General features: G+C 63.0%; 13 protein-coding genes and 2 pseudogenes. 5 read left to right on the plus strand and 10 right to left on the minus strand.

Going from position 1 to position 14,978, the window contains the following annotated elements; translation table 11 throughout:
- The first annotated feature begins 13 nt into the window (after nucleotides 1-13).
- The 4 genes from SALB1_RS01235 (at nucleotide 14) to SALB1_RS01250 (ending at nucleotide 2,912) form a co-directional block, all read left to right on the plus strand.
- Nucleotides 14-799, plus strand: a complete 786-nt coding sequence (locus SALB1_RS01235) for a copper resistance protein B (RefSeq protein ID WP_255414468.1) — start codon at nucleotides 14-16, stop codon at nucleotides 797-799.
- Nucleotides 800-829: 30 nt separating this feature from the next.
- Nucleotides 830-1,237, plus strand: coding sequence for a permease (locus SALB1_RS01240; RefSeq protein ID WP_109992201.1), 408 nt, complete (start codon nucleotides 830-832; stop codon nucleotides 1,235-1,237).
- A 66-nt stretch (nucleotides 1,238-1,303) separates the two neighbouring features.
- Entirely contained in the window at nucleotides 1,304-2,254 is a 951-nt protein-coding gene (locus SALB1_RS01245) for a hypothetical protein (RefSeq protein ID WP_109992202.1), read from the plus strand.
- Nucleotides 2,255-2,324: 70 nt separating this feature from the next.
- Nucleotides 2,325-2,912, plus strand: coding sequence for a cytochrome b (locus tag SALB1_RS01250; protein ID WP_109992203.1), 588 nt, complete (start codon nucleotides 2,325-2,327; stop codon nucleotides 2,910-2,912).
- Between the two features lie 121 nt (nucleotides 2,913-3,033).
- Here the strand turns inward: SALB1_RS01250 and SALB1_RS01255 are convergent, their stop codons facing one another.
- Genes SALB1_RS01255 through SALB1_RS01265 form a run of 3 tightly spaced genes read right to left on the minus strand, consistent with a single transcriptional unit; the run spans nucleotide 3,034 to nucleotide 6,081 of the window.
- Nucleotides 3,034-5,565, minus strand: a complete 2,532-nt coding sequence (locus SALB1_RS01255; protein WP_109992204.1) for a heavy metal translocating P-type ATPase — start codon at nucleotides 5,563-5,565, stop codon at nucleotides 3,034-3,036.
- A 16-nt stretch (nucleotides 5,566-5,581) separates the two neighbouring features.
- Complete coding sequence (locus SALB1_RS01260; RefSeq protein ID WP_109992205.1) at nucleotides 5,582-5,881, minus strand: metal-sensitive transcriptional regulator; 300 nt, start codon at nucleotides 5,879-5,881, stop codon at nucleotides 5,582-5,584.
- Complete coding sequence (locus tag SALB1_RS01265; RefSeq protein ID WP_109995214.1) at nucleotides 5,881-6,081, minus strand: heavy-metal-associated domain-containing protein; 201 nt, start codon at nucleotides 6,079-6,081, stop codon at nucleotides 5,881-5,883. Before SALB1_RS01265 ends, SALB1_RS01260 begins: the two co-directional genes overlap by 1 nt.
- A 128-nt stretch (nucleotides 6,082-6,209) precedes the next feature.
- Between SALB1_RS01265 and SALB1_RS01270 the strand changes: the two genes are divergently transcribed.
- Nucleotides 6,210-6,866 carry a DUF4396 domain-containing protein gene (locus SALB1_RS01270; RefSeq protein WP_109995215.1) on the plus strand — a complete coding sequence of 219 codons (657 nt, stop codon included), beginning with the start codon at nucleotides 6,210-6,212 and terminating at the stop codon, nucleotides 6,864-6,866.
- A 106-nt stretch (nucleotides 6,867-6,972) separates the two neighbouring features.
- On the opposite strand, the gene SALB1_RS01275 is transcribed toward SALB1_RS01270, so the two are convergent.
- From SALB1_RS01275 to SALB1_RS01305, 7 genes and pseudogenes are all read right to left on the minus strand, one after another.
- Nucleotides 6,973-8,166, minus strand: coding sequence for an MFS transporter (locus SALB1_RS01275; protein WP_109992206.1), 1,194 nt, complete (start codon nucleotides 8,164-8,166; stop codon nucleotides 6,973-6,975).
- 67 nt (nucleotides 8,167-8,233) lie between these two features.
- A pseudogene (locus SALB1_RS01280) lies at nucleotides 8,234-9,220 on the minus strand (cation diffusion facilitator family transporter); the annotation flags it as partial.
- On the minus strand, nucleotides 9,217-9,489 hold the full coding sequence (locus SALB1_RS01285; protein WP_109992208.1) for a metal-sensing transcriptional repressor: 273 nt from the start codon (nucleotides 9,487-9,489) through the stop codon (nucleotides 9,217-9,219). The gene SALB1_RS01285 and the pseudogene SALB1_RS01280, both read right to left, overlap by 4 nt.
- 180 nt (nucleotides 9,490-9,669) lie before the next feature.
- Nucleotides 9,670-10,272 (minus strand): DedA family protein, encoded by a 603-nt coding sequence (locus SALB1_RS01290; RefSeq protein ID WP_199678642.1) that lies wholly within the window; start codon nucleotides 10,270-10,272, stop codon nucleotides 9,670-9,672.
- A gap of 216 nt (nucleotides 10,273-10,488) precedes the next feature.
- Nucleotides 10,489-13,536 carry an efflux RND transporter permease subunit gene (locus tag SALB1_RS01295; RefSeq protein WP_199678644.1) on the minus strand — a complete coding sequence of 1,016 codons (3,048 nt, stop codon included), beginning with the start codon at nucleotides 13,534-13,536 and terminating at the stop codon, nucleotides 10,489-10,491.
- Nucleotides 13,537-14,589 (minus strand): efflux RND transporter periplasmic adaptor subunit, encoded by a 1,053-nt coding sequence (locus tag SALB1_RS01300; protein WP_158590569.1) that lies wholly within the window; start codon nucleotides 14,587-14,589, stop codon nucleotides 13,537-13,539.
- A 121-nt stretch (nucleotides 14,590-14,710) separates the two neighbouring features.
- A pseudogene (locus SALB1_RS01305) lies at nucleotides 14,711-14,950 on the minus strand (transposase domain-containing protein); the annotation flags it as partial.
- Nucleotides 14,951-14,978: the final 28 nt, after the last annotated feature.

Consider the following 14,978-nt stretch of genomic DNA (forward strand, 5'->3'; position numbering starts at 1 on the left):
TATGCAAGGGACAATGACCGCTTTGGCACTCGCGCTGACCAGCGCTGGCTCTCTCGCTCTGGCCGCCGAGCCGCCCGGCAAAGCGAATCCGAACAGCGTTGTGCCCCACGGCGCCGAAAATGCATCGAGCGGCGCACCAGCAAGCTGGAATCCACCGATCCACGACGACGCGATCCATCAATACAGCGCTATCAATCGCCTGGAGTACGGCACCGGCAACGCGCCCGACAGTTATCAATGGGAGGGCAGTGGCTGGGTTGGCGGCGATATCAATCGCTTCTGGTGGAAAACCGAGGGCGAAGGCGCGACCGCCGGTGGCTCGCCCGATTCGACGTCGTTCGAGGCCGACTACGGACGCGCGATCACGCCATTCTGGAACGCGCTGATCGGCGCGCGCTACGACCTGTATCCCGGAAAGGATCGTGCGTTCGGCATGCTCAAGCTGCAGGGATTGACCCCGCTGTATCTTGATACCGAACTTTCGTTCTACGTCAGTCAGGACGGCGTGCCCAGCTTCCGGGGCGAGTTTCAGTACGAGCCGTTGATTACGCAGCGCTTGCGTCTGGCCCCGCGCGTGGAAATCAATATCGGGGCTCGCGATGCCCGTTACGGCTTGGGCGGCGGCCTGCAGAACACCCAACTGGGCCTGCGGCTGAAATACCAGGTCCGGCGCGAGTTCGTACCCTATATCGGCGTGCGCTGGAACAAGACATACGGCGATACCCGGCGTATCACCGAGGCCGAAGGTCAGCGCAGTTCCTCGACCGCGTTCGTGGTCGGGCTGAGCGCCTGGTACTAATCGGTCGCCCTCGTTTTCAAGCACATTATTATGGATATCATTTTACTGCTCGACGACACGCTCTATACGATCGCCGGCATGTTCTGGAAAATTCTGTGGGCGCTGATTCTCGGCTTCGCGATTTCGGGGGCCGTACAAGCCTTCGTGCCCAAGCGCCGCATGGTGCAGGTCATGGGGGACGACAGTGCCGCATCGCTGTCCCGAGCCCGCTTTTTCGCCGCTATTTCCTCGTCCTGCTCATACGCTGCGACCGCTATGAGCCGCAGCGCGTTCATGTACGGTGCCCATATCACGGCCTCAATCAATGCGCACGGACATCACGTTAGGTATCGGGTCAAGATCGGAACCAAAGCACGGCATGCAATCGAAACGTCATGGGTCGAGCGCGGCTCGAATGTCAGCTTGACGACTGATTGCAGCCGAGGATCGACTGGTTAGTGCAGCAATCACTTATAGCTCCGCATCAGATTTGCGTTACACCAAGCTGAAAATCAAGGTTTTACCATGTCAAAAGTAACTCAAACAGTTTATCGCTGGCTGGACTTTGATCTCCGGCCACCGCGCGATATTCCGGCAAACATCACAGCGCCGCAGGAACTCGCTTTCCACGCTCTACGTATTTCTTTCGGGCTGATCTGGCTCTTCAACAGCTGGACTGCGTCGGCCAGTGCGAACAAACACGCCATAGCGCAGTTCATCGGCGTGCCCTTTGGGGCGTGGCCGGTACGAGTGATCGGCAACGGGGTTCTGCTACTCGATCTAATTCTTGCGGTCGCCTTGCTCTCCGGGCGCGGCATGCGCATCGCGCTCTGGCTTGGCGTGGCCTATCTGCTCGTCATGTGGGTGGGCATCTCACATACCGGCGGCTTCAATACGGCGGCCGGGCAAACCGATCCGGGAATAGCTCCACCCTACCTGATCATGCTTATCATCACCTTTGCCTGTTGGCGTCTTACCCAACCCGCGACAGCCGGTCACACCGCAACGGACGAGCATGCACGGCTTGCGATCTATGCGATGCGACTATTATTTGGAGGTTTGTGGGCTTGGGATGCGCTGTTCAAATGGCACCCCTACTATCTCACTCATCTCGTGGGTTATCTGACGGCATCCCAACAAGGTGAGCCGGCTTGGCTGGCGGCTTATACCCAAGCCTGGATTGACTTCATAACCTTGGTGAATCCGGTCTTTTTCGCTGTACTGGCCGCCTTGCTGGAGGGCATCCTGGCCTGGGCTTTGATCACGGGGCGCTTTCTACGTGTACTCATGCCTGCCGGATTCGTCTACTCCCTGGTTATCTGGTCGACCGCCGAAGGTTTTGGCGGCCCATATAGCGCGTTGGGTCAGACTGGCATGACCGGCAACATGCTCGGCAATGCGGTGCTTTACGCTTTGATATTTTTAACTTTCATGGTCGTTTATCGCTGGCCCCAACCAGTCGAAAAACGAGCCTGAGGCAACTCGCTGATGGCGGCACCGGCCGCCATCGGCCCGACCGCAGCAATCCCTACATATGAGATAAACCATGAGAGACTCAAACACGCATTACGGAGTCGTCAGCCGGTCTCTGCACTGGCTGCTGGCACTGCTGATCCTCACGCAGTTCTCGCTTGTCTTTGTGTTTACCTGGGTCGCGCCGGAGCATGGCGGCGATCATCATCATGAACATCAGGCCGCCAGTCTTCATGAGACGGTGATGATGCTTCACAATTCCATTGGTGTTCTGATCCTGCTGTTTGGCTTGGTTCTTTTGGCTTGGCGGCTAACGCAGCCCAAGCCGTCACTGCGAGCCGATCCTGCTTGGCAGCGTCTGTTGGCACGCTTCGTCCATCTCGTGATTTATGCCATCGTTATCGCCCAGCCAATTTTCGGGATACTGATGGTGGCGTCTCACGGCCAACCGATCCCGTTTTTCGGCCTGTTCTCGATTCCGGCTTTCATCACGCTCGGCGAGCAAGCCGGTGCAACGCTCGGCGCGCTACATGCGTTCACAGGCTGGTGGATCGTCTTGCTCGCACTTGGCGTCCACATCGCCGGCTCGCTATACCATCATTTCGTTCGCCGAGATGATGTCTTGAAACGCATTTGGCGAGGTCGGCCCAACATGCAATAGATCGGTCGATTGGGCATGAAAGCAGCCCGGCCAGAGACTCGGGGCCGACAAACGTCACACCAGGTCTCCCGAGCCGGGCTCGCATGAACACGTTTCCCGGGGCAAAGCCCTGGGAAACTGATCAAGCCGCTTGATTGTATTGTGCTGCGTCGACGGGCGTTTCAGTCTTGGCAGCCTCGGGTCGCGCTTCTGGGCTTGGCTTCAATGCGGCCTCAAAACGCTTGAGCCGGAGCGAATTCGTGAGCACGAAGATGCTCGAAACACTCATGGCGCCCGCCGCGATCATGGGGTTGAGCAACCACCCCGTGAATGGGAACAGGGCGCCGGCCGCCAGCGGGATCAGCAGCACGTTGTAGCCGTAGGCCCAGCCGAAGTTCATCCGGATCGTGCGCATAGTGCGCCGCGACAGGGCGATCGCGTTGACCACACCCGACAGATCCGCCCGCATCAGCACGACGTCGCCGGACTCGATGGCGATATCCGTGCCGCTGCCGACGGCAATGCCGACATCGGCCTGGGTGAGCGCCGGGGCATCGTTGATGCCGTCGCCGACGAACGCGACCGACTGGTTTTCGCCCTGGAGCCGCTTGATCTCGTCGGATTTGCCATCCGGCATGACGCCGGCCAAGACGTTGTCGATGCCGAGCTCATCGGCAATGGCCCGGGCTGTTGCTTCGTTGTCGCCGGTCAGCATGGCGACCGACAGATCCATGGCGTGCAGCGCTTCGACCATGGACCTGGCCTCGGCGCGCGCCGGATCGGCGACCGCGATCAAAGCGGCCAACTGCCCATCGATGGCCGCGAACAGCGGCGTCTTGGCCGCTCGGGCCAGCTCATCCGCTTGCTCGGCCAGCGAGGACGTGTCGATGCCCAGGCTGTCCATATAGCGCGCCGCACCGATCTGAACGAGGTGGCCATCGACCGAGGCCTCCACACCATAGCCGGTATGCGCCTGGAACTGACGAGCCTCGGGCAACGAGATGCCCCCATCGCGGGCCGCCTTGACGATCGCCGTCGCGACCGGGTGTTCGCTGGTCGCTTCGACGGCGGCGACTTTGGCGAGCACGTCGGCGCGTTCGAACCCGTTCGTGGTTTCCAGCTCGGTGAGCGCCGGGGCGCCTTCCGTCAAGGTGCCGGTCTTGTCCAGCACGACGGTATCGATACTCGCCAACTGCTCCAGCGCGGTACCACGACGGAACAGCACGCCCATTGAAGCGCCCTTGCCGGTGCCCACCATGATCGCGGTCGGCGTGGCCAGGCCCATGGCGCAGGGGCAAGCAATCAACAACACCGACACCGCGGCGACGAACGCCAGGGCCAGGGCGGGCGACGGGCCGAGAATAAGCCAGCCCACGAACGTCGCGGCCGAGACTGCCATCACGATGGGCACGAACACGCCGGCGATCTTGTCCGCCATCGCCTGGATCGCCGGCTTCTCGGCCTGGGCTTCCTCGACCATGCGGATGATCTGCGCCAGCACGGTATCGCCGCCGACGCTGGTCGCCTCGAGTTCGAGCGTCCCGTTCTGGTTCACGGTGCCGCCCACGACCTCGGCGTCCGCCTGCTTGGCGACCGGCACCGGCTCGCCGGAGATCATGGACTCGTCGATGTAGCTCTCGCCTGAGCGTACCGTGCCATCGACCGGGATGCGTTCGCCGGGCCGCACGGACACAATATCGCCCTTGGCGACCTGGTCGAGATCGATCTCGGTCCATTCGCCGTCGCGTTTGACGCGCGCGGTCTTGGACTGCAGCTGCATCAGGCCCTGGACCGCCTGCGAGGTCCGACCCTTGGCCACCGCTTCGAGATAGCGACCCAGCAGGATAAGCGTGACGATCATGCCGGCGGCATCGAAATAGGTATGCGCGGTTCCGCTGGGGAAAACCTGGGGTATGACCAAGGCCACCAACGAATAAAAGAACGCCGCATTCGAGCCAAGCATCACCAGGCTGTTCATACCCGGGGCGAGATGCTTCATTTCGCGCCAGCCGAGTGTATAGAAACGCCAGCCGGCGTAGAACTGAACCGGCAGCACCAGTACCAGTTCGATGACGGTCCAGATGCGCGGCGGCAACAACCGGTCCATGGCGCCGGCGACCGCCGGTACGCTATGCAGCATGGCGATCACGAACAGCGGGATGGTGAACGCGGCGGCCAGGGACAGTGCTTTCTTGAGCCGATCGGCTTCGCTGGGCGAGTCGTCATCCGCTGCGGCCTCATCGTCGAGCGCGACCGCGGTGTAGCCGGCTTTTTCGACGGTCTCAAACAATCGCGCCGGGTCCACGAGCCCTGGCACATACGCCACATGGGCCCGTTCGGTCGTCAGGTTGACGGTGGCCTCGAGCACGCCTTCGAGCTTGCTCAGTTTTTTCTCGACGCGCGACACGCAGGCGCCGCAGGTCATGCCATCGACCTTGAATTCGAGCGTTTCGGTATGGGCCTCGTAGCCGGCCGAGGCGACCGAATCGAACAGCGCCGACACATCGTTGACGCGGGTATCGAGCGAAACTTTAGCCCGCTCGGTTGCAAGATTGACGGACGCGTCCTCGACGCCCTCGACCTTGTTCAGTTTCTTTTCGACACGGGCCACGCAGGCGCCGCACATCATGCCGTCGATGCCGAAATCGATGACCCGGATACTATCCTGGCTCATATCGGCCTCCTCCGCATCAGCGGTATTTCAGAATATCCATGAGCTCGGCCACGATCGCGTCGTCATCGCCGCGTTCATGGGCGGTCACCACGTGATGTTTCAGGTGGCAACGCAGAATCATGTCGCCCGTCTTGGCCAACGCGCCGTTCACGGCCTTGATCTGCTTGAGCGCATCGACGCAATACACATCGTCGCGTTCGAGCATGCGCAGGATGCCCTCAACGTGTCCCCGGATGGACCGAAGCCGGCTGCGCGCATCTTCACGCACAGCCGGGTCCAGAGCCAGTTGCGTATTCTCTGGATTGAGCTCAGCCATTATGCAGCGCGGGCGTCGTAGCCTTCTTCCTCGACCGCCGCAATCAACGCGTTCACGTCGGCCGAACCTTCGACCTCGGCTTCGCCTTCGTCTAGACGCACGGCGACCACCCGGTCGACCCCGGGCACTTCGGAAAGCGCCGCATCGACACTTTTCACACAATGCTGGCAGCTCATGCCGTCGATCTTCAGCTTAGTCATCAGGGTCTCCACTGATTGCGCCACCCCACTAGGGGTGGGTTAGGATGTGTTCGAAAATCTACGCTTCGGTCGAGGCGCTGTCAATGATCGGCAGCGGCGCCGGCCGATTCTCAACCAAGGAGAAAGCTATGGGAGTCCTTGAAATCGTCGCTTGGATCGTCGTCCTATTAGGCGTGGCGACGGGGCTGGCAATACTGCGCGACGTCATTCGTCATCCGCAGCCCATGCAGATCATGAACGTGACATGGCCGGTCAACGGCTTGTTCACGCCGGTGTTCGGCTGGTGGGTCTACAAGAAACTCGGGCGGCCCGACGCCGACGCGGGTGGCCATACGCATAAACCGTTTCCGCAGAGTGTGCTCGTCGGCGTCACCCACTGTGCGGGCGGTTGCGTGCTCGGCGATTCAATCGCGGCACCCATCGTGTCGATCGTTGGTTTAACCGTGGCCGGCTCGCTGTTGCTCGGTCATTTTGCGGGCGAGTTCGTGGCCGCTTATCTATTCGGCATCGCGTTCCAGATGCTGCCGATGATGAGCATGGGCGAGTCCAACCCGTTCAAGGCGTTCATCAATGCCATCAAGGCTGATACGCTGTCGCTGGTATCGTTCGAGATCGGCATGTTCGGCTTTATCGCGCTATCGTTTCTGGTGCTCTTACCGCACGAGCCGGAAGTCACCTCACCCGTTTTCTGGTTCATGATGCAGATCGCGATGATCATCGGCTTCGCCACGGCATATCCGGCGAACTGGTGGCTTATCAAGCGCGGCATCAAGCACGGTATGTGAGCACTCTGCTGACCAGCGAGATGCACGACTGGCATAACCTCAGCGCGCGCCTCGATGGCTAACGCCAGTCAATCCGAGGTCGACCGAAAAAAGCACCAGATCACCCTTACCGATCGCGCAATAACATCAGCAACAGTCCGAATGCGGCCAGCTGGGTGGCGACGACGAACGCGATTACCGCCACCCACGACAGGCCGTAGAGCGCGCCGATGATGGTCGAGCCGCCGAGCCACGCAATACCGTAGGCCGCCGTGAACAGGCCATAGGCCGTGCCCCGCCGCGCGCTCGGCGCCAGATCGGCCACCGCGGCGCGCAAGGTCGATTCGTGGATGCCCATGGCCGCGCCCCAGAGCGCCGCCCCGATCCATATGGCCGGGGCGGAGTCGGTGAATGCGAAGATCGGCACCAGGCCGGCCAGGGGCAGCGCAACCATCAGTGCACGCAGACCCACGCGATCGTAAAGCCAGCCGGAGCCCAGGGCAGCCAGCGCCGCGGCGGCCATGGCAATGGCATAGGTCACCGGAATCAGCGCCGGTGCGATCACCCCATCGACCTGGTCGTGATAGGCAAGCACGGCGAAGGTCGAAAAACCCAGCATCGCCACCGCCGTGAAGGCGGTATACAGCCAGAACGCACGCGACAGACCGCTCGCATTCGCCGCCGGGGCGGGCGACGCGCTGGCGTTTTGGCCGGCATCGTAATCCACGGGGGTCGGCACACGGCGGCGCAGCCAGATCAGCGTGAGCAGTGCGAGCACCCCCGGCACGGCGAGAACGGCAAAGCCCGCGCGATACCCCGACAATACGATCATCCCGGCCACCAGCAGCGGCCCGATGAACGCGCCCGACTGGTCCATGGCTTCATGCACGGCAAACGCCAGGCCGCGGCCGAACGAGGCATGGCTCGCGGCCGCCAGCATGGTATCGCGCGCCGGCGTACGCACGGCCTTGCCGAACCGCTCGCCGACGACCAGTGCGCCGGCCTGGGCGAGCGTGGACGCGATCGCGAGCACCGGCACCGCGACGAGCGTGATGGCATAACCGGCGATCGAGAGCGTCCAGTAGCGCTGCGTACGATCCGATAGCGGGCCGCTGGCCAGCCGCAACACCAGCGCGACCGCCTCGCCCAGCCCGGTGATCAGGCCCACCGTCATCGCCGAGGCACCGAACGTGGCCAGATACGGCCCGGTCACGCTGCGCGCACCTTCGTAGACCATGTCCGCGAGCATGCTGACCAGGCCGAAGGCGATCACGAACTGGCGTGCACTCAAGCGGTTACGATGCGTGCTCGCTGTATTCATCACGGTCTATTCCCAAGTCAACAAACGCGGCGTGCCAGATCCGCAGCGCCAATACTCACGAGCCGATTTCGATGCGCGTCGAATGCAGGGTCGGCAGATGATCGGCCAGCGCGCGCCGCACCGCCTCCACAATGCGATCCGTCTCGGCCACCGGCAGCGCGCCATCGAGCCGGATCGTCAGCTCGACTGCCAGTTCGTGGCCCAGCCAGCGCGCGCGTACATCCGTCACGCCCTGTACCTCTTCGACATGCTCGGCCGCATGGTGGATTTCGTCGATCAGCTGCGGCTCGACGCCGTCCAGCAAACGTGTGAACACGGCACGCGCGGATTGCCAGACGATGCCGAAGATGGCGATCGTGATCAGCAGGCCGATGACGGGATCGGCCAGCGGGAAACCCAGCCATACACCCAAGGCCCCGACCACGACCGCCAGGCTGGTCAGCCCGTCGGTACGCGCGTGATAGCCGTCGGCAATCAGGGCCGCGCTGTTCATCTGCCGCCCCACGCGAATACGGAACACCGCCACGATCTCGTTGCCGGCAAAGCCAAGCAGGCCGGCCAGCGCCACCCAGCCGAGCTGCGCGATCGGCTGCGGGTGCACAAAACGGTTGACGGCCTCGTACCCGGCGACCAGCGCGCTGAACAGAATAATCAGCACTACCACGACACCGGCCAGGTCCTCGACCCGGCCATAGCCGTAGCTGAAGCGCCGCGTGGTCGGCCAGCGCGCCAGGCGGAAGGCGACCCACAACGGAATCGCGGTGGCCGCATCGCCGACGTTGTGAATGGTGTCGGCCAATAGCGCCACACTGCCGGACCACAGTGCGATCACCAACTGACCCAGCGCTGTCACGGCCAGAATGACGAACGACCACTTGATCGCCCAGATCCCGCGCTCGGTCGCGGCCAGGCTCGGATCGACCACGCCGTGCATGTGACCATGGCCGGCGCCGTCATGCGCATGATGCCCGTGTTCGTGATGGTGATGGGCCCCGTCATCGCTCGCGCCGAAGCCGAGCCAATCCCGTACGGCCTTGATCGAGGGCTTGCTCATAGATATTTCGTGATCGACTTGAATTCGTCCATGAGCACACGTGCCTGCTCGCGGTCCTTTTCGAACAGATCGATGTCGAAGCAATGATCGACATGATCGTGTACCAGCGTGCGCTTGGCATTCGTGATCGCGTTCTCCACGGCGCTCAATTGCTGGGCGATCTCCAGACAGCCCTGCTCTTCCTCGAGCATTTTGACCACACGGCCCAGATGGCCCTGGGCGCGCTTCAGGCGATTGATGATCTGCGGATGGGATTCGTGCTTGCTCATGCCAATATCCTATCCCCCTGGATAGGATTGTGACAACAAACGAGAACCCGGTTGGTTGCAGCCGATGGCCGGCCGTTTTAAAGAGCACGAGTACCCTCGGCCCCGGGCAACGCCTGCACAAGCGGCCTGCATCGACAGCCCACACGACCCGATTCGGCATGTCGTTGGGTGTGAACGCCCCTAACTTCGACTCGCGGGACGCTTAAAGCGCCAATACAGATAGCCCGCAGCCCCGAGGACCCCAACCCCGGCCACGACATAGAGGTCGATCGGCCCCGCGGCATCGATGAAATGCCGAAACTGCTTGCCGAACCAGTACACGCCGAAGCCCCAGACGCCAACCCATAACGCGGCGCCGATGGCGTTATAGAGGGTGAACATCGGCGCCGCCATCGAGCCCACGCCCGCGACAACGCCATTGAGCTGCCGCAGGCCGAACACGAATCGCGCGAATACCACGATCACCCGCCCGTAACGCGCAAAGAAACGCTCGACACGCGCCAACCGTTGCTCGGTGATCCCGACCCGCGCGCCATGCCGTAGCACGAGCCGTCGGCCACCGAAGCGACCGACCGCATATCCGATATTGTCGCCCAGAACCGCGCCGGCCCAGGCCGCGACCAGCAACCCGACGATCGACAGTTTGCCCTGCGAGGCCAGCAACGCCGCCGAGACCAGCGCGGTTTCGCCGGGCGCGAGCAGAATGCCGAAATCCTCGACCAGCACGATCACGAACACAGCCCACGGTCCGTACTGGCTGATCATCGACGTGATATGCGACATGCGGTCCCTGTGATTTCGGCGGTTTACGCCACCCCGAAGCCTATCGGCACGGCAACGCCTCGACGCGTCTGTCTACGGCGCTATCTGACGGCTACACCGGTCAACAAAAACACCGGCCTCATGGTCGTTTCAATAGATTGGACCCGGCAGGTCGGGGTGAACGGCCTCACCCCCGGCGAACGAAAGTCATTTTGCCGTGCCCCGGACATCCCTGCTTCAGTCCGCCTGCTTTTGCCGTCGAGACAGATACAGCGCCGGAATGAGATTGGTCGTCAGCAGCGCGCTCCAGATCATGCCGCCGAGAATCACGATGGCCAGGCCTTGCTCGGGTGCGGCGCCCTGCCCCCAGCCGAGTGCGGTTGGCAACATGCCGAGCACGGCGGTCAGCGTCGTCAGCACGATCGGCCGAAAACGCACCCGCACCGCTTCACGCACGGCCTCCGCCACCGGCTGCCCGGCCGCTTCGTTCCGTCGCACTCGAAACAGCAAGACGATGCCGTGATTCAGGCTCAAACCGAGCAGGGCCAGAAACGCCACCAGCCCGGTCGCGTTCAGGCCGACGCCGCTGAGCACCAGCGCCAGTACGCCGCCTGTGAATGCCAGTGGGATTTGCAGTAACAGCAATCCGGGCGCCAGCAGCCCGTCGAACTGGATGATCAGAATACCTACCATGAGCACGAATGCGGCGATCGCTGCGATGCCGATACCGATCGCCGCGTGCATAAGTTTGGGATACAGTCCGCCGAAGCCGATGCGATAACCCGGCGGTAGATGCAGGCCTTGGATCGCTTTTTTGGCGCCCGAGACCGCGCTGCCGAGCGACCCGGTCGGCGTGGCGAGAATATCCAGCGCCCGGGCGCCGTCGACATGGCGCAGTTGGTTGGGCGCATTGACTAGCTTGAGTTGGGCGAGCTGGCCGAGCTGTGTCCAGCCCTTGTGGGTATGGATCGGCAACTGCCGCATCCCTGCCAACGACAGATCGGGGGCCTGGGCCAGACGAACGTAGAGGTCCAACGGCACATTGCCGTCGGGAATCTGAGCGACCGTGTCGCCGGTCAGCAGCGGATCGATCTGGGCATAAAGGGTGCTAGGAGTCAGGCCATAGGCGGTCATCGCGCCGGGTTTGGGCTTGAGGTGGAGCTGCGGGATGGGGTAGCTGTCGTTATTGAAAATGGAAGTCAGGCTCGGTACGTGGCGCAGTCGTGCCCCGATTTTATTCGACAGCGAGCGCAGCTTGCTGATGTCGTGGCCGAACACGCGCAGAACAAACGGTTGCGGCAAACCCGACAGGCTTTCGCCGAGGCGCTCGATGGTGGGCGTGTCGATCGCCATCTCGACGCCGGGGATCTGGCCCTCCTTGAGCAGACGCTGACCGAGTTGGTTGAGGCTGTTCACGCCGATGCCCGGCTTGAGTACCGTTTGGATTTCCCCGGCGTATCCCGGTTCGGTATAGGCCGTGGTCGACGCCGATCCGATTCGCGCATAGGTATGTGCCACTGCCGGATCGGCGCGCAGACGCTGGGTAATGGTGTCCACCGCGGCCTCGGTCTGGTGCAGGCTGGTGCCCGGCGGTAAGGAAAAACCGATGAGCATGTCCCCTTCGTTGGGCAACGGCAGGAAATTGACCGACACCAGTACCAGGCCGGCAGCGCTGATGAGCAACAGGGCAACACAGCCCGCCAGGCTCGCGCGCGGGAAGCGGGTGACCCGATCGAACAGCCGTTCGTTGAGGCCTTGCAGGCGGTCGAGTGCACGGGCCGCCGCGGTCGGCCGCGTCCGTGGGCGGGCCCCTATGAAGCCCAACCCGAGCGGAATCACGGTCAGAGAAATGAACATCGAGGCGCCAATCGCCAGCGCCATAGCCAGCGCAAACGGAATGAAGAACAAGCCCGCCAGACCGCCGACGAACAACAGCGGCACGAACACGGAGACCGTGGTCAGGCTGCCGCTGACATCGGGACTGGCGATATCGGCCAGCCCCTGGCGTATGCCCGCCCAGTGGGCATCACCGGCTTCCCAGCGATGATAGATCGCCTCCAGGACGATAATCCCGTCATCGGCCAACAGACCCACAGCCACTGACAGCGCGCCCAGTGTCAACAGGTTCAGGCTTTCGCCGAACGCATAGAGCCCCGCGATGCCCAGCAGCAGCGACAGCGGGATACTCAGCGCCAGCGCCCAGATGCCGCGCCCGGCACCCAGGATCCAGAACAGCACCGCGATTGCCAGCGCGGCGCCAATCACCAGGTTGCGGCCCAGGTCCGAACCGATCAGACCCACCAGATAGCCCTGGTTGTAGATCTGCACCCAGTGTACGCCGTGCGGGAGTTGCCCGAGCGTCTGTTTCAACTTGGCTTTTACAGCCTGGTCGACGGGCTGGGTGGAGGCCCCGGGTTGTTTGAACACAGTGAGTGCGATACTCGCCCGGCCATCCAGCTTGATCGCGCTCCGGGTCGGCTCTGGAGCACGCTCGACGTGTGCCAGATTGTGCAGGGCCACCGGCCCGTGCCGGGTCTGGACCGGTATCTTCGCCAGCGCCGACGCGTGGTGCGTCAGGTTGCGGGCCTGGATCAGCACGTGCTGATGGCCGGCGTGGATATACCCGCCCGAGCGCAGCAGGACGTGCTGTTTCAAGGCTTTGGTCAGGGCTGTAACCGAGACCCCGTAATGATGCAATGCCTGGAGATCGGGCTGGACCCACAGCGCGTCGTGGCCAGTCCCGTAGACTTCCACGCGCTGGACGCCGGATAGTGCCTGCAGGGCCGGCTTGATGGTCGCCCGTACGGCGCGTTGTACGGCCACCGGCGCCACGCCGTTCGGGATCTGTGCCGTATAGTCGGCAACTTCGTTGATAGCGTTGCCCATGAGTTCCGCGTACGGATGCGCAGCGGCGGGCAGGTTGCCGCGGGCGCGGTCAATCGCGCTGTTCACGGCTTGCAGATCCTGTTGGGGATTGGTGTTGCTGGTAAAGCGCACGGTGGTCTGAACTTGCCCGTGGCCCATGGTCGAGCGCACGCTCGCTACATGCTGCAGGGCCTGGATCCGGCCTTCGATCGGCCGCGTGATCTCGGCCTCCAACTGTTGCGCGGTGGCGCCGGGATCGCGGGTGATGATGTTGATCTGCGGATAGTCGAAATGGGGCAACACCTCGACCGGGATATGCAGCCAGGCATAGACGCCGTAGACGATCAGCGCGCCGAACAACAATACCCACGGCAAGGGGCGCGCGAGCACGCGCCGGAGTGACGACATCAGCGGACTCATTCAGCCGGGCTTCTGATAGTGCTGTGAGAAATGACGATGGAACGTCAGATAGGCGTGATCCACGACCACCGACGTCCCGGCGGATAAGCCGTGGGATATCAAGGTATCGTTGCCGCGGCTGGACCCGCGGGTCACGCGTTGTCGCTTCGTGCCTTTCGCGGTCTTGACCAAAACCCACCAATGGCCCTGATACAGGATCAGGGCCCGGGTCGGCACCATCACCCCAGTTTGCCGCGCACCTTGCAACACGACCGTGCCGGCTTCGCCGCTGATCCAGCGGTTGTTTTTCGCGCGCGAACGCAAACCGACCGGACGGCCGCCGCCCGAACCGGCCACCGCGAGGACACGCGCCACCCGAACGGGGATCGGCTTGCCGCCGTCGGCCGGCATGAACTGCCCATGCATACCGACGTGAACGGCCGCGGCGCGCGCGCCGTAATACGTGGCCTTCAGCCACAGGCCATGGGTCGGCTGGACCGTCAACACCGTCTGCCCGGTGGCGACACGTTGGCCGTTGGCGACCGCGACCGCCGTCACCGTTCCGGTTGCTGGCGCCCGCAGCACCGCATTTTTCTTAACGGCCTGCAACGCCGACTTGGCGGCGGACAGCTGTGCCTTGGCCTGCGCGACGGCAGCCTGTGCGTTATACAGGTCTTGGCGGGTGCTCAGGTGGGCCGCGCGTTTTTTCTGCGTGATTGCCAGGGTGTGCCGGGCCGCCCCCAGTTTTGCCCTGGCCGCCGCGACGGCCGTGCGACGCTGTTCCCGCAGCGCCCGGATTTCGGGGCCCTGCAGTGTACCGAGCGACGCGCCGGCGGTGACGTGCTGGCCGGGATCGATGTTCAAACCGGCGATCCGCCCGGTCTGCGCGGACTGCAGCCGGGCCTGTGCAATCGGCACGACCTCGGCATAGGCCGTCAGATCACGCGTTACCGTACGCGACTGTGCGGTGACCGTCCCCGGCGCGCTCCAGGCCGGCGCACAACACAGCAATGCCACGAGGCCCAGAAGACAAGCCGCGCGGGACCAAACAATGGGGCGAGCGAGCGTAGACATGGCGGCCAGTCTGACAAGCCGACCTGTCATTCACCTGACATTCCAATGACATTTCTGTCAGGCTCGCAACGTCGGCCCACCGTAAGCATCCTGCCCTCACCCGTTGACGCGCGTTCGGGCGTCAATGGGTGATGCCTGAGAGCGTGTCCTTGACGCTCCAGGGCAGGAACTCACCAATGCGGCTGATCGGCAGATCAGCGATACGCTCCAGCACAAGCTTCAGCCAGGCTTCGGGATTCACCCCATTGAGTAACGCGGTGCCGATCAGCGTGTAAACGCTGGCAGCCCGTTCGCCACCGGCGAACAGATAGTTTTTTCGACCGAGGGCCACGCAGCGCAACGTGTTCTCCGCCAATGTGTCGGCGACAGATTGGCATATCATTCAGATC

Origin of the sequence: Salinisphaera sp. LB1 (assembly GCF_003177035.1) — a bacterium.
Lineage (GTDB): Bacteria > Pseudomonadota > Gammaproteobacteria > Nevskiales > Salinisphaeraceae > Salinisphaera.